The sequence below is a fragment of the Bacteroidales bacterium genome, assembly GCA_012517825.1.
Classification (GTDB): Bacteria; Bacteroidota; Bacteroidia; order Bacteroidales; family JAAYUG01; genus JAAYUG01.
In genome coordinates this window covers 1-20994 of the sequence record JAAYUG010000063.1, presented here as the reverse complement: position 1 = coordinate 20994, position 20994 = coordinate 1, and the positions used below count along the sequence as shown (strand labels likewise).

Annotated in this window: 14 protein-coding genes and 1 other annotated feature; of the genes, 2 read left to right on the top strand and 12 right to left on the bottom strand. The window is 44.8% G+C overall.

Annotated features, from left to right (window positions below; translation table 11 throughout):
• Both GX419_04135 and GX419_04130 read right to left on the bottom strand, forming a co-directional pair.
• Window positions 1–845, bottom strand: an 845-nt coding sequence (locus GX419_04135; GenBank protein NLI23880.1) for a hypothetical protein, incomplete at its 3' end; no start/stop codon positions are given.
• A gap of 7 nt (window positions 846–852) precedes the next feature.
• Window positions 853–2250 carry an OmpA family protein gene (locus GX419_04130; protein ID NLI23879.1) on the bottom strand — a complete coding sequence of 466 codons (1398 nt, stop codon included), beginning with the start codon at window positions 2248–2250 and terminating at the stop codon, window positions 853–855.
• 147 nt (window positions 2251–2397) lie between these two features.
• On the opposite strand from GX419_04130, the gene GX419_04125 reads away from it, so the two are divergent.
• The gene (locus GX419_04125) at window positions 2398–3852 is read left to right on the top strand and encodes a sugar porter family MFS transporter (GenBank protein ID NLI23878.1); all 1455 of its coding nucleotides are present in this window, start codon (window positions 2398–2400) and stop codon (window positions 3850–3852) included.
• Window positions 3853–4218: 366 nt separating this feature from the next.
• Window positions 4219–4770 (top strand): hypothetical protein, encoded by a 552-nt coding sequence (locus GX419_04120; protein ID NLI23877.1) that lies wholly within the window; start codon window positions 4219–4221, stop codon window positions 4768–4770.
• Between the two features lie 179 nt (window positions 4771–4949).
• On the opposite strand, the gene leuB is transcribed toward GX419_04120, so the two are convergent.
• From leuB to GX419_04070, 10 genes are all read right to left on the bottom strand, one after another.
• A complete protein-coding gene (leuB, locus tag GX419_04115) occupies window positions 4950–6011 on the bottom strand; it encodes a 3-isopropylmalate dehydrogenase (GenBank protein NLI23876.1) in 1062 nt (353 codons plus the stop codon).
• A 3-nt stretch (window positions 6012–6014) separates the two neighbouring features.
• Window positions 6015–6614 (bottom strand): 3-isopropylmalate dehydratase small subunit, encoded by a 600-nt coding sequence (gene leuD / locus GX419_04110; protein NLI23875.1) that lies wholly within the window; start codon window positions 6612–6614, stop codon window positions 6015–6017.
• 38 nt (window positions 6615–6652) lie between these two features.
• Window positions 6653–8053, bottom strand: a complete 1401-nt coding sequence (gene leuC, locus GX419_04105) for a 3-isopropylmalate dehydratase large subunit (protein ID NLI23874.1) — start codon at window positions 8051–8053, stop codon at window positions 6653–6655.
• 11 nt (window positions 8054–8064) lie between these two features.
• The gene (locus GX419_04100) at window positions 8065–9567 is read right to left on the bottom strand and encodes a 2-isopropylmalate synthase (GenBank protein NLI23873.1); all 1503 of its coding nucleotides are present in this window, start codon (window positions 9565–9567) and stop codon (window positions 8065–8067) included.
• A 132-nt stretch (window positions 9568–9699) separates the two neighbouring features.
• The gene (locus tag GX419_04095; protein NLI23872.1) at window positions 9700–12315 is read right to left on the bottom strand and encodes a T9SS type A sorting domain-containing protein; all 2616 of its coding nucleotides are present in this window, start codon (window positions 12313–12315) and stop codon (window positions 9700–9702) included.
• Window positions 9899–9947: a sequence feature (possible 23S ribosomal RNA but 16S or 23S rRNA prediction is too short), on the top strand. Its footprint overlaps the gene before it by 49 nt.
• Window positions 12316–12441: 126 nt before the next feature.
• A complete protein-coding gene (locus GX419_04090) occupies window positions 12442–15843 on the bottom strand; it encodes a SpoIIE family protein phosphatase (GenBank protein ID NLI23871.1) in 3402 nt (1133 codons plus the stop codon).
• Window positions 15844–15961: 118 nt separating this feature from the next.
• Window positions 15962–16474 (bottom strand): flavodoxin, encoded by a 513-nt coding sequence (locus GX419_04085; GenBank protein ID NLI23870.1) that lies wholly within the window; start codon window positions 16472–16474, stop codon window positions 15962–15964.
• Between the two features lie 95 nt (window positions 16475–16569).
• Window positions 16570–18612, bottom strand: a complete 2043-nt coding sequence (locus GX419_04080; protein ID NLI23869.1) for a 2-oxoisovalerate dehydrogenase — start codon at window positions 18610–18612, stop codon at window positions 16570–16572.
• 20 nt (window positions 18613–18632) lie between these two features.
• Window positions 18633–19925 carry a 2-oxo acid dehydrogenase subunit E2 gene (locus tag GX419_04075; protein ID NLI23868.1) on the bottom strand — a complete coding sequence of 431 codons (1293 nt, stop codon included), beginning with the start codon at window positions 19923–19925 and terminating at the stop codon, window positions 18633–18635.
• A 300-nt stretch (window positions 19926–20225) separates the two neighbouring features.
• The coding region (locus tag GX419_04070) for a hypothetical protein (protein NLI23867.1) at window positions 20226–20994 on the bottom strand (769 nt) is incomplete at its 5' end.

Sequence of the window (20994 nt, the reverse complement as noted above, 5' to 3'; positions counted from 1 at the left end):
TTTTGCTTTCTGGCTTCCTCAAAGGCAAGCTCATCCCTCAGATGAGTAGCTTCAATGACCTGCGCCGCGCCGGGATACTTTTTGAGAAAATCATTGTAGGCCTGAATGGTATTAGCTTTACGGGCCAGATCGAAGGCCAGCACGTTCCGTAATTCAATTGCCTCGGGAACCTGCGCTGCATCAGGGAATTTTGCAATGAAACGGTCGTAGGATTCGATAGTATTATCCTGGATTGCCCTTCCGAATTCAAGGTAATTCCTTATATGGACAACATTTTCATAAAATTTTGAATCGGGGAAACGGGCAATGAACTCATTTACCATATCCAGATCCTTCTCTTCCCTCACATACTTAATCAGCTTATTTTCAATATCTTTCTGGCGGAATTCATATTTTTGTTTCAGAGGCCAGTTATTTTTCAGTGACTCGATATTGAACAAGAGTTGCTTCATCGCCTCCTTCTCATCCTCGGAAGCAGCGTCGATGTTTTTTCCGGCCACCAGCATATGCTGCCATGCTTTAAAATAATTGTGCCGGGGATAGGAATCAGCCGAATAGACCAGAGCAAGCCCAAGATTTACAGTTGCTTTTGATGAATCAGAGCTGTAGGCTTTGATAAGAATTTCCTCCGCTTTATCGAACTCGCCCTTCTCGATGAGCCGGTAAGCACGGTCAACATTCTGGGCAAGAATGGAACCGGAAACCAACAATGAAATCAATATTGCCAGGAGAGAAAAAAGCGAAAAACGATTGTTCTTCATCATGATGTGCATTTTGTAACGATTACGGTATGGATGCATGGGCTCATTGCCAATGTGCCTCTTATTTTCTTTCTGTTGACGCATACGGCAGTTATTTTTTCACCAGCATAAATTCGACCCGGCGGTTCTGTGCGCGTCCTTCAGGAGTAGCGTTGGTATCAATGGGTCTGGATTCTCCGTATCCGACTGCACGAAGGCGTGCCGGTTCAATTCCCTGCGACACAAGATAATCCACCACAGCCTTTGCCCTTCCGTCGGACAGCTTCCGGTTGTACTCATCGGAACCTTCGCTGTCGGTATGGCCTGAAATCTCAATAAGGCTCACGTTCGATTCTTTCATAAAGCTGACAACCTTGTTCAGTTCTTCAAAGGAAGCCGGCAGCAGGGTAGTTTTATTGAACTCAAAGAAAATGTTCTTCAGAATGATGGATGATCCTTCTTCAATGTTTTTGAGTCCTGCAAGAAACTCGTCCTCCGGAAGTTTGGGTTCGATAAAAGTGATGGAACCGGCAGCAGAACAATTAAACTGGTCGGTTACCTTAAATGAGTAAGTTCCGGCCGGAAGATTGGTGAGGGTTGTACCCGTTGCCTGATTGGACCATTGAATGGAATAAGGCGGATTGCCTCCCTGGATTTCAAGGGAAATTTTTCCGTCGTTAATAATTTTCGTAATCCGGCCTGTATACGGATTTCGCCCGCCGGTATAAGAAGTATCTTTCAGGAAAACCTTTAAATCCTGGTTAACGCAGGGGCAATCTTTGCAATTATCGAGGGGTTTGACGGAAACATCATCAAAGTAATAGTAGGCATAAGTTTTGTCACGGAGGTTTTTGACATTTTTATTGGTCACCACATAATTGGTAGATTCATAATTATGGAAGTTGCCGATGATGAAATAATCTTCACCACCGCGGGCAGTATAAACGGCGCATATTTGTTTCCATTGGGTTGTATTGTCGAGAAAAAGGCCCGGCTGGTTGCTGATATCAGGAATTCCTCCCAGGGCTGTCTTGATTTCACTTTTTTGTTCAGAGTCATAAAATTTAAGGCCAAGCTGATCGACAGCAAAGCGTGACATTGAAGCAAGTTCCACCCAGAAACTGACACAGTATTTTTTTCCCTTTTCCAGCGGAGCGGACAGTCGTCCCTGAATGTATTCGCGGTATTCATCTTCCGTTCCGCTTAAAATGGCGCCTACATAAGCATCGCCTGAATGCGGTTCGCTCACACCGGCAAAATTATTAGGAACTCCTGCATCACCTGTACTGCAACGGTGAAAATAGTCAGGAGAACCCTGGGTAGGATAGGTCCAATCAGGAGCCAGAAAACGTTTGGGTTCGGTTTGAACATGACTTACGGGACATTTAATATACTGCTCAAAACCGGGGTTCAGGACAAGATTTTTTGACTGGCTGTGACCCATAAGGCAGGTGATGACGAAGAATGCCGGAAGGAATAAATGCCGCAGGTGCAAATATTTAGTAATCATAGTTGTTCTCCGTTGTTCAGAGTAAAAATACCAAAATTCCGGCAATAAAAATATCAAAATAAGGTTGCGTTGCGAATCAGATAAAAATCCAAATTGTATATTTAAGGCATGATTTAAAAATATTTTGTATCAAAAAAACTATGAAGTATGGCTAATAATCAGGTGAAACAAAACAAATTGCTGGTGATTGTCATTGCCGCTGTAGCGGCATTGGGTGGTCTGCTCTTCGGTTTTGATACCGGAGTTATATCGGGTGCAATTCCCTTTTTTCAGAAAGCTTTTAATATCGGGAACGACTGGGTGGAAATAATTACCACTTCGGGGCTGATTGGTGCAGTAATCGGAGCCATGTTCAGCGGAAGAATTACCGATATTATCGGGCGGAAGAAGGTAATTTTATCGGCAGCTGTTATTTTCATTATTGGTGCTCTCTGGTCAGGTTCAGCACCTTCGGCACCTATGCTAATGGTTGCACGATTTTTCCTTGGCATTGCCATCGGAGTGTCTTCTTTCTCTGTTCCTCTTTACATTGCTGAGATATCGCCCACGAGGATCCGGGGGACTCTGGTTTCTCTTTTTCAGCTTCTCATTACCATTGGTATTATGGTTTCGTATCTCAGCGATTCCATTTTCACTGTACCTGATAATCATCCTGCCTACACTGAGTGCTGGAGACCCATGTTTTATATGGGCGCCATTCCCGCCCTTGTCATGTTCATTGGCATGATCTTCCTGCCGGAAACTCCGCGCTGGCTGATCAGTAAAGGACGTGAAGAAGAATGCAGAAAAGTTCTTCAGAAAGTGGAAGATCCTGATCTTGTAGAAGATGTTATTTCGAAGATGAGGAGTGACCTGGAAGAAGACCGCAAACATAAAGTTATCTGGTCAGAGATATTTAAAAAATGGTTACGGGTTCCTTTGATTATTGCCGTAGGAATTATGTTCGTGCAGCAGTTTACAGGCATTAATACCATCATTTACTACAGCCCCAAAATCTTTCTGATGTCGGGTTTTGCCGATGCACAGGCGGCTGTATGGGCATCTGTGAGCGTTGGTGTTGTCAATGTGGCCTTTACCATTCTTTCCCTTTTCCTCATAGATAAACTGGGACGAAGGAAGTTGTATTTCATCGGACTGACCGGTCTGGTAGTTGCCCTGATTGCCATGGGTACCTGTTTTGCGCTTCAGGCCACCCTGGGCGACTCCATCAAATGGATAACCATTTCACTTGTTTGGGTGTATATTGCCTTCTTCGCCATCAGCCTGGGTCCTTTGGGCTGGCTGATCATTTCGGAAATCTTCCCATTGAGTGTCCGTGGTATTGGTTCCAGTATCGGAGCTCTGTCCAACTGGCTGTTCAACGGGATTGTGGCTTTCACCTTCTTCAAAATTGTCAAGGCCCTCACCCTGCCAGGAACAGCTATTGTCCTGAAAGGAGAAGACCTGGGTAATCCGGCAGGCGCCTTTTTCCTCTATGCATTGATTGGGATTCTGGGCCTGATCTGGGGGTATTTTTACATACCTGAAACGAAAAAGGTAACCCTTGAAAAAATTGAAGAGCACTGGCGTCAGGGGAAAAGCCCCAGGGAACTGAAACAATAAATTGCTTACCCGGTAATTTCATTCAACAGCCGGTTGGCGTAATGCGCTAACCGGCTGTTTTATATTGACCAAATAATTTTTCTCTTCTTCAAATTGCATATCCGGTAAAATTGTTTCCCTGTTTTTGTTAAAGGCTATTTATACGGCAAGCGGGATCAGTTTGCATACCCCGGCATAGCAAGAGCCCTGACGGTCTATAATTATCATCTCAATATTCGTGCTGAAAGCAGTAACTCATGGCCCTATAATTCTAAAATAAAAATTGTACCTTTTACAGCATAAAAAACAATTCTTAAAAAAATTTTTCGAAGCTGTATTGTTAAATCAATTAAACCATTATTATTGCACCATAAAATTGACTTCTTTATGGCAAAGGAATCGAAATCCGTTCGGTCCATAAAAAAGAGTACGGGCAGTAAATCGGGGAAAAGTGCTCCGAAGGCGGCAGCGACAGCTGAGAAGGACGGCAAATTGAAGAAAAAGCCTGCCGAAAAAGAAAAGAAGGTTGCAGTTACCAAGAAAGGAGAAACAAAAACCCGGACCCTGGAAGCACCTGCCGGAAAAAAAGCCCCTTCAGCAACAGCTTCATCGGGCAAGAAGAGGCTGATTGTAAGTTACCATAATTTGTCTCCTGAACTGCTGGATCTTTTCAAGAAGAAGTACCCGACCGGTTACCTGGAATATGTAATGAAAATCAATGCCCCCAACGATAAGGTCTATTATGCGGTAACGCTTGATACGCCTGATGCCAGTTACCTGGTCAAGGTGGATGTTAAAATTGACACCCTGGAAGACGAAGATTTTATTGAACCCAGTTTTGCCGAAGACGATACGGTCGCACCGGGGGTAGACGATGCAGAAGACTTTGTAGCAGGGCCGGATGAAGATATTGAAAACATACCCAGTGAAGATGAATAGCAGGTGACAGGAAAGTATTGTATGATACAATAGAATATAAAAGCCGCTGGAAAACCCGGCGGCTTTTATATTCTGCATGGTTAGCATCAGGAGGGTTAATAATATAATGGATAGCGGAAAACCAATGGCAATCTGTGAGTGTTTTCCTGGTTCCAGCTTATTTTCAGACAAAAAGAAACCTATCCACCAATGGTATTGGCAATATAGTCTCCAATTTCTTCGGTAGACCTTGCATAATGCGGGTCAATATCACCGGTTACTATTTTGTTTTCCAGGGCAACGGTTACGCTCTTCCGGATATCAGAAGCGGCATCGGTAAAACCGAGGTAGTCCATCATCATGGCAACAGAAAGAATGGTACCGTATGGATTGGCGATGTTTTTTCCTGCTCCTTCCGGCCATGAGCCGTGGATGGGTTCAAAAAGGCCTTTGTTTTCACCCAGGGATGCCGAGGGCAGCATGCCAATAGACCCGGTGATTACCGAAGCCTCATCGGTAAGGATATCCCCGAACATATTTTCCGTCAGCACCACATCAAAAAAAGACGGGTTCTGGATGATTTTCATTGAAGCGGCATCAACAAACATATAGTCAACCTGCACATCGGGGTAATCCGGCGCCATATTTCTGACCGTTTCGCGCCAGAGCCGGGAAGTTTCGAGCACATTGGCCTTATCAACCAGGGTCAGATGTTTCTTTCTTTTCCTGGCAGATTCAAATGCCATCTTTGCAATTCTGAGAATTTCCTGCCGGGAATAGAGGCAATGATCGTACGCTTCTTCTCCATTGTTTGTTCTGCCCTTATTGCCGAAATAGATTCCTCCTGTTAATTCTCTGTAAATGACAAAATCAACATTCCGCAAAAGGTTTTCACGAAGGGGGGATGCTTTATAGAGTAACGGATAGGTTGCAACAGGCCGGATATTGGCAAACAGTCCGAGTGCCTTGCGGATTCCGAGCAGACCCTGTTCAGGGCGCACCTTAGCTGAGGGGTCGTTGTCAAATTTCGGATGCCCGACCGCACCCAGCAGAACGGCATCAGAGTTCCGGCATAAATCAACAGTTTCGGGAGGCAAAGGATTTCCGGTTTTATCAATTGCAACGGCTCCGATAAGAGCTTCTTCCAGCTGAACGACAAATTTATGCCTGGCAGCAACTGCATTAAGTACCTTTACAGCCTGAGCCACTACTTCGGGACCTATTCCATCTCCAGGTAAAACGGCTACTTTTATAAACGACATACGTTAAAATAATTTATACTGACTTTCAAAACGGACTATTTTTTCTTTTATGCTCATCAGGTAATCAAAGTCGTCTAATCCTTTAAGAAGGCAATATTTTTTGTACTGATTGATTTCAAATTTTTCAGAAGCACCGGTATGATGGTTCGTTATTATCTGATTTTCCAGATCAACAGTAAAAAGAGTTTCGGGATGATTCTGTACACTATCGAACGATTGCCTCAGAAAGTCTTCTGAAACCTGCACCGGCAGCAATCCATTGTTTAAAGCATTGTTCCGGAAGATATCAGCAAAAAAACTTGAAACCACCACGCGAAACCCATAGTCGTAAATAGCCCATGCAGCATGTTCCCTGCTGGAGCCGCTTCCGAAATTTTTCCCGGCCAGAAGGATTTTACCTGAAAAGGAAGGGTTGTTCAGTACAAAGTCCGGGTTAGGTGTATTGTCGGAAAGGTATCTCCAGTCCCTGAAGAGGTTTGTACCGAATCCTTCACGTGAAGTTGCTTTAAGAAAACGTGCCGGTATTATTTGATCGGTATCGACGTTTTCGACCGGAAGAGGAACGGCGGTTGAAGTCAGTTTCTGAAATGGTTCTCTTGCCATTTGATATCAGATTTTAAAAAGGGTTGGATCATAGTTCATCAGAAAAATTCACGGGGATCAACAATTTTGCCGGCGACGGCAGCGGCAGCTGCTGTAGCGGGACTTGCCAGAAAGGTCCTTGCCCCTGGTCCCTGGCGGCCTTCAAAGTTTCTGTTTGAGGTAGAAACCGCATATTTGCCGGGAGGAATTTTGTCCTCATTCATTGCCAGACAGGCACTGCAGCCAGGCTGACGCAGTTTGAACCCGGCTTCCTCGAGTACAGCAACAATTCCTTCCTCATAAGCCTGTTTTTCAACCTGTTTTGAACCTGGCACAATCCATGCCGTTACGTGGGAAGCTTTCTGGCGCCCCTTAATGAGCCGGGCAACTTCCCGGAGGTCTTCAATCCTTCCGTTGGTACAACTGCCTACAAATACATAGTCAATTGTTTTGCCGAGCAAGGGTTTTCCGGGTTCCACCCCCATATATTTCAAAGCCTTTCCGAAGGTAATTTTTTCCTGTTCTGATAAACCGGAACCGTCGGGGACAATGCCGGTTATAGGGATACCCATACCGGGATTGGTTCCGTATGTGATCATTGGTTCTATTTCTTCTGCATTGAAACTTATCTCCCTGTCGAAAACGGCATCGGGGTCAGATGCCAGGCTTTTCCATGCCTCAACTGCTGCATTCCAATCTGATCCTTTGGGAGCGAACTCTCTTCCTTTCAGATAAGCAATAGTGACCTCATCAGGAGCAATATGTCCTCCCCTTGCTCCCATTTCGATGCTCATATTGCAGACCGTCATTCTTCCTTCCATTGACAGGGAACGTATGGCTGAGCCGGCATATTCGATGAAGTATCCTGTGCCTCCGCCAGCGGTGATACGGGAAATGATGAAAAGAATGAGGTCTTTTGCTGAAACACCTTTTCCGAGCTTACCATTGACGGTAATCCGCATTTTTTTTGGTTTTGGCTGCATTATGCACTGAGAAGCCAATACCATTTCCACTTCGCTGGTTCCGATTCCGAAAGCCAGGGCACCAAAAGCCCCATGGGTAGAAGTATGGCTGTCGCCGCAAACAATGGTCATTCCGGGCAAGGTCAAACCCAGTTCAGGTCCGATCACATGAACTATACCCTGATACGGATGGTTAAGGCCGTAAAGCGTGATTCCGTGGCGGCGGCAGTTTTCCGTAAGTTTTTCGACCTGGATGCGCGAAAGCTCGTCTTTAATCGGCAGATGCTGGTTAATGGTAGGAACGTTGTGATCGGGGGTTGCCACGACCTTATCAGGCCGGAATACCTTGATTCCTCGCTGGTCCAGCCCGGCAAAGGCCTGGGGGCTGGTCACTTCATGAATATAATGCCGGTCAATATAAAGAACATCCGGTCCGTCGGGAATGCTTTCAACCACATGCTTATCCCAGATCTTATCGAACAATGTTTTCCCCATAATGATACAACAGACTAAAGATTAATGATATTGGAAATGGCATCGATAAATGCTTCTACAGAGGCAGTAATAATATCCGTACTGCCACCGAAACCATAATAGATGTTTCCTTTATAGGAAATCTGGACATGAACTTTCCCCAGGTCATCGCTGCCTCTGGTAATTGCCTGCACCAGAAATTCTTCCAGACGAACCTTCTTTTTGATAATTTTCTTCACAGCAGTAAACGAGGCATCGATCGGCCCATTTCCGGTGGCTGTTTCAGTAACCGGAACTCCGAAAAGCAGTAACCTGACCGTTGCAACAGGCACGGCAGATTTTCCGCATACCACCGTAAGGGCATCCAGTTTGATGCTTCTGTCGGCACGTTCCTGAGCACCGGCCAGCACCATAAGATCTTCGTCGGTTATGTCTTTTTTCTTATCTGCCAGTTCAAGGAACTTCTGGTAAATTTCATCCAGTTTTTGTTTTCCGAACTTAAATCCAAGGCGTTCGAGGTGGTGCTTGAGGGCGGCCCTTCCGCTCCGGGCTGTAAGAATAATTGATGATTCGCTCACACCGACATCTTTCGGGTCGATAATTTCATAATTCTCTCTGTGCTTCAGTACTCCATCCTGGTGTATTCCTGAGGAATGAGCAAATGCATTCCTTCCGACGATAGCCTTGTTGGGCTGAACAGGCATCCGCATAAGGGTAGATACCAGCCGGCTGGTAGCGAATATTTTCCGGGTATTAATGCCTGTATCCAGTTTGATGTCTTTCCGGCTTTTCAAAATCATAACAACTTCTTCGAGGGAAGTATTGCCGGCACGTTCGCCTATTCCGTTAATAGTAACTTCCACCTGGCGTGCACCGTTCAGGATACCTGCCAGAGAATTGGCAGTAGCCAGGCCGAGGTCGTTATGGCAGTGAGTGGAAATAATTGCTTTATGGATGTTGGATACATGTTCAAAAAGGTATTTTATTTTCTCTCCATACTCCTGGGGAATGGTGTATCCGGTGGTATCCGGGATATTGACTACCGTTGCTCCGGCTTTAATGACGGCTTCTACTACCTTTGCCAGAAAAGCATTTTCGGTTCTGCCGGCATCTTCTGCATAAAATTCGACATCATCCACAAACTTCCTGGCATATTTAACTGCCTCCACTGCCCGTTCAATAATCTCCTCCCTGGTGGAATTGAATTTGTATTTAATGTGATAGTCGGATGTACCAATACCGGTATGGATGCGGGCCCGTTTAGCCTTCTGAAGCGACTGAACAGCCACGTCGATATCTTTCTTAACAGCCCTTGTCAGTGCGCAGATCACCGGCTCAGATACCGCCTTGGATATTTCGACAACTGAATTGAAATCACCGGGACTGGAGATGGGAAAACCAGCTTCAATTATGTCCACTCCAAGCTCTTCCAGTGCTTTTGCCACTTCTATCTTTTCTATTGTGTTGAGCTGGCATCCGGGAACCTGCTCTCCATCGCGAAGGGTTGTATCAAATACATAAACGCGTTCTGTTTCCATGGGGCAAAAAGAATATTGGTATGAAATGCAAAGAAAAGAAATATCTTTAAAATATGCTATAAAACATACCTATAAATGAAAAAAACCGGCCAGGAAAATGAGCTGACCGGTTCTTTTTTGAGCTATTCCCGATTACTGAACGATAAGTTTAGAATTAAACGTATTGTTATTGCCCGAGATTCTGAGGTGATAAACACCCGGAGCAATGCCCGTAAGTTCCATACGGGATTCTCCTTCATTCAGCGCCATAGTGGTACCAGTAACTTTCTGGCCGGACAGGCTGAACAATTCCACCAGGTAATTGCCCGGCTGCCGGGCAGAAATTGTCACTACCCCGGAAGCGGGATTGGGATAGATCCTGAAATTATGCGTTGAAACAGGATCCTTTATTCCCAGGGGACGAAGAATGATTCCCTCCTCGGTAACAAGGTAATTGATGCCGGAAACACCCTGACCACCGGTTACATCAAAATCAAAAAACTGTTTATGCTGATAACCGGGTATATCAACTATGACAGTGTAAGAGCCATCGGGGATATTGGAAAAAGTAAAGTAACCGTAATCATCGGTATAGGTTTGGGCGATAATATTTTCGCCGTCACCTTTTGTTCTGCCCACGAGAACGACAGAGGCTGATTTAACCGGTTTCCCTTCAATTGATTTCAGACGTTTGGCAACATCGAACAGATAGTCATCGGCAAAAGCCACTGAGCCATCAGCTGAATTGGCTCCTGTGATTGCGGGACGTTCCCTGAGGAAAATATCGAAAACAGGAGCTGCAGCGACGGAAAGATCAACTGCCGGAATATTGACCCAGCGGTTTACATTTCCATAATAGGTACCCAGTAGATTTGGATATAAAACCGGATCAGGTTCTGCGAAAATGGCAAAACCCGATGATGGTGCAGAAAAGAATTCATATTTTCCTGAACCCGAAATATCAGATTTTTCTATTTCAATACCGCGGGTATCCGTATTGACACCAAAAAGTTTTACAACGCCTTTGGTGACAGGCTCCTGATTGGGGGTATAAACTGTTCCCTGAATGCCATAACCAAGAGCCGCTGCAAAAAAATAGTCCCCGTTGGTACCTGGCAACAGGTTTCCGTCAAGAGAAAATTGCGACGGGCTCGTATATGACCCTGTCACCATAACACGCCCTGTCCGGAGAAGAGATATTCCATAAATGTTAAAATAATCAGATGGACTGGCCGGCAATACCGTTTTGATATAGTCCAATGCTCCTTCCATACTCACATGGAGAACAGCAAAACCCTGAGATCCTGATATGTTATTGATCAACACCTTGTCTCCGGTAAGATACAAATTATAATAATTGGTAAGAGGCAATGCAAAGTAGGCTCCTGATGAATTCAGTGTTGATGCAAAGGTTGTTTCATAATCAATGTTGTAGCCAAAGTTCTGCCCCCACAGAAACTGACCGGAAACGGGATCAAGGCATAAAACTGCATACTCAGGTGAGCTGAAAGCTCCTACCGGCGTTACTTTGGGTAAATTTACCTGACCGGCAACCAGAGTTCCGGCCCTGAAGGCAGTAAGCCAAAGAATTTTATTTTCATCTTTGATATATTTGATCTTATTAAGGGTAGATCCCGGGGTATAAAAGTTCAGCATCGTATTGATAACAACAGAACCCAACGGCTGGGAAAGCTGGCTATTGTCCATTTTTAATCCGAAAACATCAAACTGTCCGTCACCAGAAAGTCCAGAAACTGTGTGGTTTCCAAACGTAACCTGATAACTTGAAGAAACTCCGGAAATGTAGCAATAACCATCTTTATCAAAAATTACTTCACCGGAATATTCATCGCCTTCTCCTTCTCCCGCCAACTTAAACAGTATTTGACCGTCCATATTATATCCGGCAATAAACATATCGTACTGGCTTGCTGCAGTCAATGAATTTTCAGCATCAAAACGGATGGTCCCATTAAAATATCCGGCTACAACTATGTTTTGGTTAGAAGGATCGATTTTAACCGAGGTAGCTGACATCTGGTAGGAAATGTCATCAACTGTCCATAAGTTATACCACAAGGCATTGTTCAAATTCCTATCGTATTTGATGAGACAGGACTGATAAAAATTTCCTCCCTGCAATGCCACAGGTTCCGTTGCGGTTCTGGATAAATAGAGAGAGTCGCCGTTCACATTTCCGATAAAAACAATATTGCCGTCCTTATCAATATCGCACCCCTGGAAGTCCAAATAACCATTTTCAGCATATAGATAATTGACGGCTGACTGATTTCCGGTATTCAGGTCAAGCTTCATAAACACGTTGATATTAATCCCTGAAGGAACCTTCATAATTTTTCCGTCGGGCATAACCAATGTATCACCGGAACCGGAAAGCACCAGAAGAGGATTCATATCGGGTTGAATGAGAACACTTTCAATCCCAATATTTCCCCAATTAAGAGAGGAGAAATAGACCGATTTTGCCCACATTAAACTGCCATCTTTGTTATAGCGGGCAACAAATGCAGAATTACCTTCACCACCCCAAAAACCCTTAATGGTTGTCGCTCCAAATGTTAATGACTCAGCATAAAAAGATCCTGCTACAATCACAGAGCCGTCGGGTAAAGGAACAATCTTATCTGCGTTTACAGTTCCGGTGGTACTGGCAAAATCTGACCAGCGGAAGGAAGGGGGTACCTGGGCTTTCAGGCTGAAAACAGCCAGAAGCATGAGCACAGTTAAAAGGGTAATTTTTGATTTCATAGGCATTTTTTATTTAGAACCTTTTAGTTGTACGGTTGATATTGATAAAGGTTATGTTCAATTTGACAAAATACCTTCAAAACATGATGAAAGGACGATAAAAGAAAACCATTTGATTTCTTTTGTTTATTTCAGACAAAATCCAATAACTAACACATCGTCTACCTGGTCAAGATTTCCTTTCCACTGCAGAAAGGCATCGAGCAGAAGTTCATGCTGTTTTTCCATGGGGTAGGAATGAATCTGCTGAAGTAGGCGTTTAAAGGGTTTGGCTTTGAATTTGGAGCCTTCAGGGCCTCCGAACTGGTCAGCAAATCCATCAGAAAAGATATAAAACCTGTCACCCGGTTTAACGTCAATAATATGGTTGGTGAAGGGTCTTTCCTCTCCGGCATGGATCCCAATAGGCATATTATCGCCTTTATATTCGATAAGTTCTCCCTCTCTGATGATGTACAACGGATTGTTGGCACCGGCAAACTGCATTGTATGGTTCTGTGTATCAGCAACGCACAGTGCGATATCCATTCCGTCTTTTGCTTCGTCTTCTTTTCCGGTTTGTGACAGGGTGATTTTCACATTTTCTCTTAATTTATCAAGAATCAAACTTGCCTGAAAAGTATCTTCCTTATTTACGATCTCATTCAGCAGGGTGACTCCCAACATGCTCATAAATGCACCCGGTACACCGTGACCGGTACAATCAGTAGCGGCAATAACAATTCTGTTATCATGCTTTGTAACCCAATAGAAATCACCGCTGACAATATCCCGGGGCATGAAGAGGATGAAATGCTCGGGCAATACTGAAAGAACCGTTTCACGGGAGGGTATGATGGCAGACTGGATGCGGCTTGCATAATGGATGCTGTCGGTTATCTCCTTTTTCTGCAATGCAATCTGGTCGCGTTGTTGAGTTGCAATATCGCGCTGGCGTTCAATTTCATCTCTCTGCGCCAGGATCTCAAGCTGCTGTTGCTGCAACTCTTCGTTCTTTTCCTCAATTTCCTTTTTCTGTTGCTCAATCTGAGCTGTTCTTTCCCGCACTTTCTGCTCGAGTATTCTTTTATCTTCCTGTAATTTACGTTCACGATAACGAATAATTTCCACAATCACAGCCACACCCAGGGCAACAACGATTAAAACAAACCAGGGTGTTTTCCAGAACGGCGGTTTGATCTGGAAAGAGAAAGAAACAGGTTCAGGATTCCATATACCGTCACTGTTGCAGGCTTTCACCAGAAAACGGTAATGTCCGTTGGGAAGTTTTTTGTATTCGGCAAAATTCTGTGTAACCGGTTCAGACCATTGTTCGTCATAACCATCCAGCTTGTACTGGTACTTTACCTTCTCAGGTATGGTATAATGGAGCCCGACAAAATCAAATATCAGAGAACTCCGGTTGTATGGGAGCTTTAAGTCAAGAGGCAGACCAGTAAGAGAATCAACTTGCCTGATATAGTTACCGATAGGTACATCGGTTCCGGAAAGCCGTATTCCGGTGATGTAGGTTTTCGGGGCATCAGAGGCAAGTATGTCATTTTCAGGGAAATACTCAACAGCACCACCGACAGTTCCAAACCATATATGGTTCCTTGCATCCATACTTACGGCATTCAGGTTGGTTTCCACTGGAAGGAACCCGTCAGATGCTCCGTAATAGAATATTTTCTGAGTGAGAATATCGATCCGGTTCAGCCCTTTCTCATGCCCTATCCACAGTGATTTTTGCCTGTCGAACAGGAGCAAATAAATGGTATTGGAGGCTAATCCGTTCTGGAGCGAATATACCTTTCGTATTCTGAAGGTATCAGCAGCCGGGACAATCTCAACCAATCCCCCTTCCGTGCCTATCCAGAAAAGGCTGTCACCGGCAGCAGCAATGTCAGTGCAGGCGTCGGAAGGCAGTCCGTTGCGGGCAGTAAATGTCTGAATTCGGTGCGGCGTTTTTACAGTCAATCCCTCAGTTGTAACAAACCATAGATTATTTCTGCCATCCGGAAGGATCTTCTTCACATTTTCTCCGGAAAGGCCCTCCTGCAAGCCAAATCGTACCAATGATTTACCGTCGAATTTCCATGCTCCTGATTCCGTGGCAAGCCATAAATTTCCGTTTTTGTCTTCCGAAAGGGAATAAATTCCATTGTCACCATGATACAGTTCATCTGCCTTAATTTTGACCATGCTACCTGCGGTACGTTTTACCAGTGAACCGTAGGAACCTATCCATAGCTGATGGCGGCTGTCTTCGAACAGGCTCAGAATCACACTTTCATAAAGTCCCCTGGTTTGCGGAAATACCGTAATGCGGTTCCCCTGAAGCCTCACCAGTTCATTGTAGGTGCCAAGCCATACATTCTGGTCATGGGTGCAGGCAACACTGACAATATTATTATCAGGTAATCCGCAGGAAGTATTATAGATTTCAAAAATGCCCTTACCATACATAGAAACGCCACCAAGGGTTCCAATCCAGATGTTTCCCGAACCATCAATGCATATATCCTGAACGCGGTCGTCAATAAGACCGTTTGGTTTTCCAAGGATCCTGAACTGGCCAGGTGTGCCTGTAACAACCCCTGACTGTAAGGTTCTTGCCCAAATGCGGCCCCGGTGGTCAAATTGTATTCCCAGAATATAGTCATTAGGGATCAGGGTTGTAGCATAGGCATGAAATTTCTCCCCGTCGAAATGGGTAAGACCCTGTCTGAAATGGCCCATCCAGAGTGTTTTATCGGGTGCCTGAGCCATCGAGAGCACATAGTTTCCGGAAAGGCCATCTTTTTGTGTGAAATGGCGGAAATTTTTTCCGTCATAAACGAACACTCCCCCGCCCTGTGTTCCTATCCATATTTTCCCTTTTTCATCTTCAGCAATGGCCCATACTACGCTCTCAATCCTGCCTTCTATCTGATAGGCAACTTCAGTTGTAAAGGAAGTCCACTTTTCTCCGTCATATACAGCAACACCATTTTGCGTGCCAACCCATATTCTCTTTTTTGAATCTTCAAACCAGGCAAGAATGTTGTTATGTGGTAATCCGTTCTGGTCAGTAAAACTGGTTATGCCATTGGATGAAATCACAGAAATTCCGCTTTCTGAAAGACACCAGACCGAATTCTCTGAATCGAGGTACAGAGATTTAATGTCGTTCGAAACAAGCCCGCTGTCTTTATTTAAGGTATAAAACACCTCTTTTTTTCTCACAGAAACACCACCGTCATGGGAAGCTATCCACAGCTGGCCTTTTTTATCTTCAAGGATTGAAGTAACTGTATTTCCGCACAGACCGGAAGATATGTTATAGTTCCTGAAGGATTTTCCGTCAAAACGGGCAATACCCACCTGAGTTCCAAACCAAAGATAGCCCTTTGAATCCTGAAATACGGCGACGACAGAATTCTGAGGAAGCCCTTCCCTGATGGAATAATTTCTAAATGGGATAATCTGGCTTTCTCCGTCAGTTACGAGGAGCAAGCCAAGAAACAAAATGAAAATGCGGTTCCGTATTTTCAGAATTGAATCCACAACTGTAAAGATACAAAAAGAGTATCTTTCAAACAGTCATTCAGACTAAAAAATCGGAACCTAAATACTAATTATCCTCTGATCAGGATATTAGAACAGGAAAAGAGCCAGCCCAGGCCTAAACCATTTCAAACTCCCTGCGCAACTGTTCAACCCATTGGTTGATGCGTTCATCAGTGAGTTTGTTCTGGTTTTCAAAATCAATGGCAAGCCCGCAGAATTTGCCGTTACGAAGTGCCCTGGAATGTTCAAAGGTATACCCATCGGCCGAGGTATAACCTACAACGGTGGCTCCTCTGGACTCCAGAAGGTCTGCCATAATGCCAACGGCATCAAGGAAATTTTCCGGATACCCCACCTGATCACCCAGCCCAAAAATGGCGATTTTTTTTCCGCTCAGGTCCATTTCTTCGAGGGCAGGTACAAATTCATCCCAGTAGTTGGGCAATTCTCCGTCAAACCAGGTTGGCACTCCGAGAATCAAATTGTCATATGAAAGAAAAGTTTTTTCGTCAATGTCTTCAGCATTAATTGGTTCAATCAGTTCCGGGCCAAATCGTTCGAGGATTTTCCCGGCTATGATGGCTGTTTTTTTTGTATTGAAGCTGTAAATAAGTGCTATTTTCTTCATTTCGGATATTTTTATTTGCTTTTTGTTGTAAACACCATAGATTTAATCCTTGTCGTTCATTTTTTCTGATAGGGAATTCTCTCCTGTTCAACGAATCAGAAAAAAAACAGATCTTCCATTGCTGTATAAATTTTGTCCGTATCAGGAAGAATGGCTTTTTCGAGAATCCGGTTAAATCCTACGGGAGTATAAGTTGCTCCTACCCTCTTTACCGGAGCATCAAGGTATTCAAATGCTTTATCGGCTATTATGGCAGCAACCTCCCCACCGAAACCTGCAAAGACTTTGTCTTCGTGAACAACCAAGACTTTCCCGGTTTTTTTCACCGAGGCAAGAATGGTCTCTTCATCAAGCGGGTTTAGTGAACGCAGGTCAATCACTTCAGCTGATGCACCATGCTTTTCATTCAGCATAGCGGCGGCTTCAAGGCACATATGGGTGGTATTTCCATAAGTAACAACGGTCAGATCAGCCCCTTCCCTTCGAATTCTGGCCTTTCCAAAAGGCACCTCAAAATCAGTAGGGATGGATGTAGCCGCTTTGGGAGCATTATAAAGAGCTTTGGGTTCAAGGAACATAGTGACACCTTTTGACCTGATGGCAGTGCGCAATAATCCGGCGGCATCGTCGGCGAACGACGGATATACAACGCGTATTCCAGGGAATGTAGTCAAAACTCCCTCAATGGTTTGCGAATGATAAAGACCTCCTCCGATATACCCGCCGGAGGCAAGGCGAATGGTGATGTTGGGCGAAAACTGGCCCTTACTTCGCCAGTAATCATGAGATGTATCGACCAGTTGTTCCATGGCCGGCCAGAAATAATCGGCAAATTCTGCTCCTTCAATTACGATTCTGATTTTCTGGTCAAAGCGGCTCATTCCGTTGGCAGTACCCACAATATAATCTTCGGCAATGGGGGCATTAAAAACCCGTTCCTTTCCAAATTCTTTCTGAAGTCCTTTGGTGACATTGAATACCCCGCCCTTTTCCTTATGGGCCACATCCTGACCCCAGAGAAAGGTATCGGGATTGTACCTGAATTCCTCCTTCAATGTTTCATTAAGAGCTTCAATCAGCTTTTTCTTTTCCCCTTCAAATGTATGGGTTCCGTCGGGGAATTTTTCGGGCATATACGGTTCGGGGACGACAAAATCAAATATGGAAGACGGATCGGGGTCAGGAGCGCTCATAGCTTTTCTGTGAGCTTCCTTCACCTCTTCCTTAACCTTCTGTTCAATAGCCACAAGTTCCTCTTCGGTAAATCGGTTATACCGCAAAAGAAGGCGACGGAATTTGGCAAGAGGGTCGTATTCCATCACATAGTTCAGTTCGTTCTGGTCGCGGTAGAGTTCGTGCCGGTCAGAATTGGAATGGGAATGAATCCTGACGCAGTTTGCGTGCACTATGGCCGGCATCTGATTTTCGAGAACCCATTGATGGGCTTCTTCCATGGTATTCATGGAATCGAATACATCTTTTCCGTTGCAGAAAAATATTTTCAGGTTTTTGATACCGCTGAAGTTGTTTACCGCCTTGCGGTTGGCTGTCTGTTCGTATTTCGGAACAGATATACCAAAACCGTTATCCTGAACGACAAAGAGCACCGGCAATTTTTCTCTTGAAGCACCATTAATAGCTTCATAAACATAACCTTCGGAAAGGGAAGATTCTCCCTGCGAAGAGATGGCCACGCCGTTATGCTTGTAGTATTTCATGGCACGGGCCACACCAACCGCATGCAATGTATGATTGCCGGTAGCAGAGGAAACATTATGAATATTCCATGCCGGTTTGGCAAAATGGTTCGACATGTGTCTGCCGCCACCCGCTACATCTGTATCCTTGCTGATTCCGTTGAGGATGATTTCTTCAGCGGTCAGACCGGCTGAGATCGCTGTCAGCATATCGCGGTAGTAGGGGAACAAATGATCAAAGCCTTTCCGGAATACCTGCCCTATGGCGAGCTGGATTCCATCATGTCCGGCGTAGGGGGCATGATACGACCATCCAATAGCCTGTTTCAGGTAATTCGGTGCCCGCTCGTCAAGATTTCGTCCGAGGGTCATGAGATAAAACCATTTTTCCAGTATTTCCTTTGATGTTTTTTTAATGTGGTATTTTTTCTGTTCGTTCATATTATCAGGTAATTAATGATTCAAACCTTTGCAGTAGTGTCAAATTTTTCGAGGTAATCGGCCACTCTTCGGAGGAAAGCACCGCCCAACGCCCCGTCGATAGCCCGGTGATCGTATGTAAGAGAGAGATACATTTTGTGGCGTATAGCAATCACGTCGCCTGACGGGGTTTCAAGTACGGCGGGTTTTTTCTCAATGGTGCCTACGGCAAGAATGGCTGCCTGCGGCTGATTGATTACCGGTGTTCCCATCAGGTTGCGGAATGTACCAAAGTTGGTAATAGAAAAAGTTCCACCCTGAATATCGTCGGGGCTGAGCTTGCCCTTGCGGGCCAAATCGGCCAGGCGGTTGATTTCAAGGGCCAGCCCGGTAAGGCTAAGCTGATCGGCATTTTTAACCACAGGGACAATAAGATTTCCGTCGGGGGTAGCCACTGCTATTCCTATATTGACAGCTTTTCGCATAATGATATTATAGCCGTCAACCGAAATATTAACCCTGGGGAAATCTCTCAGAGCACGGGCTACTGCCTGCGTAACCGCTGGCATAAAAGTGAATTTCTGTTTCTCTCTGGCTTCGAATTCATCTTTCACTCTGTTTCGCCACATCACCAGCTCTGTCACATCAGCCTCCAGTATGTTGGTGACATGTGCAGCGGTTCGTTTCGACATCACCATATGATCGGCTATAAGTTTTCTTACCCGGTCCATTTCAATCACTTCATCTCCGGGCCAGACAGAAACCGAAGGTTTGGCTTTTTCGGCAATAGTTTCCGGAGCAGATTTTATCTCCGTCTTAGCGACTTCCGGTTGTTTTGCCCGGCTCTGTACCCAGGCAAGAATATCCTGTTTCCGCACACGGCCATTACGACCTGTACCGGGGATTCTGCTCAATTCTTCGGGAGAGATCTGCTCCCGGGAAGCTATACTGCGCACGAGGGGGGAATAGAAACGAGCATCGGCTTCCTTGTATTCCGCCTTGCTGGCAGGTGCTTTTGGCTGTGCTTCCGGCTGTTTAGTTTCTTCAACAACTGATGTCGCAGCAGCTGATGACCCGGTGGTTCCGGCACCTCCCTCTGTGTCAATCAGGGCAACAACTTTACCAACAGGAACAAGGTCGTTTACCTTAAAAAGAATTTTTGCAACTTTTCCGGCAACAGGTGATGGAATCTCGCTGTCCACTTTGTCGGTAGCTATTTCCAGCAGGACATCATCCTCCTGAACCATGTCACCTTCCTTGACAAACCATTTGGTAATAGTTGCTTCTTCAATACTTTCGCCCATTTTGGGCATTTTGATTTCGAACAAAGCCATTTTTATTAAAAGTTAATTCAATACAAGTTATGATTTTTCTGCCTAAAAAACAACTGATGGTGTACAATGTTCACACCTTGTTCCAACTTTTGATCGTAAAGGAATCCATCCCCTGACGGGGGAAGTAGTTAATTTCTCTTATTTCTCCGGAACCATGAAACTATGGAACACTGAAACAGAGCGTAAAGCATAAAGAAATGGAGTGCATAAGTTCTCTCTACGCTTTACCCTCTATGCTCTGCGCTATCGCCGGATTGCGGGTGCAGGCATTTACCACAGATAGCCTTTTTAGGAAACTTTTTAAAAATCTTCTGTCTGTTCGAAATGCAGATAGTATAAAAGAGGAGGGAAAGCGGAAGGAACAGGATTCGGATGCAAATCGATATCGCCGGGATCCCAAACCTCTACATCAGGGTAACGTATCTGCAAAACGAGAGACAGGGCCGTAAGGATTTTGGGACCCATTACAGCTATGTAAACTTTATGGGTAAGCCGATAACGTAAAATCTCGGAAGTAAAAACAGCATTTACTTTATGGAGGTTTTGCAGGGGATATGTTATAACCTGCGTCGGAGGCAGGGACGCAATCAGCCTTTTATGCCTCCTTTCAATTTCTTCAGTAATTCTTTTATCAAAGTCGGGCGCAGTATATAAGGCAACAACCTTATCTGGTTTCAGCCGGTCGATCAGATTCTGTGCCGCATGATTGTCATAGCCAAGTATCATGAGCAAGGCAACAGGCAGGTCGCGCTTTCTGCTCCATTCGAAATCCATGAGCAGGTTTGCCTCCCGCACCTTTTTGATACGGGGAGGCATATAAAAGGAAGAAGGAAAATAAGCCAGGAGAATATGAGCCTCTGAACGGTCAAGATTGGTAATGAACATACAATGCAGCAAAGCACCAATCCACTGGCGCGGAAAACAGGATATATCGACCAGAATTTTGGGCTGGATGCTTTCCGTTTCCCGCAAGACCGATTCAAAAAATTCAAAAAAACCTTTATTATCCGTACTTTTCAGTTTATAAATTTCGGTACGGGAGAGATCAATAACACCGGTTTTGCCCTCC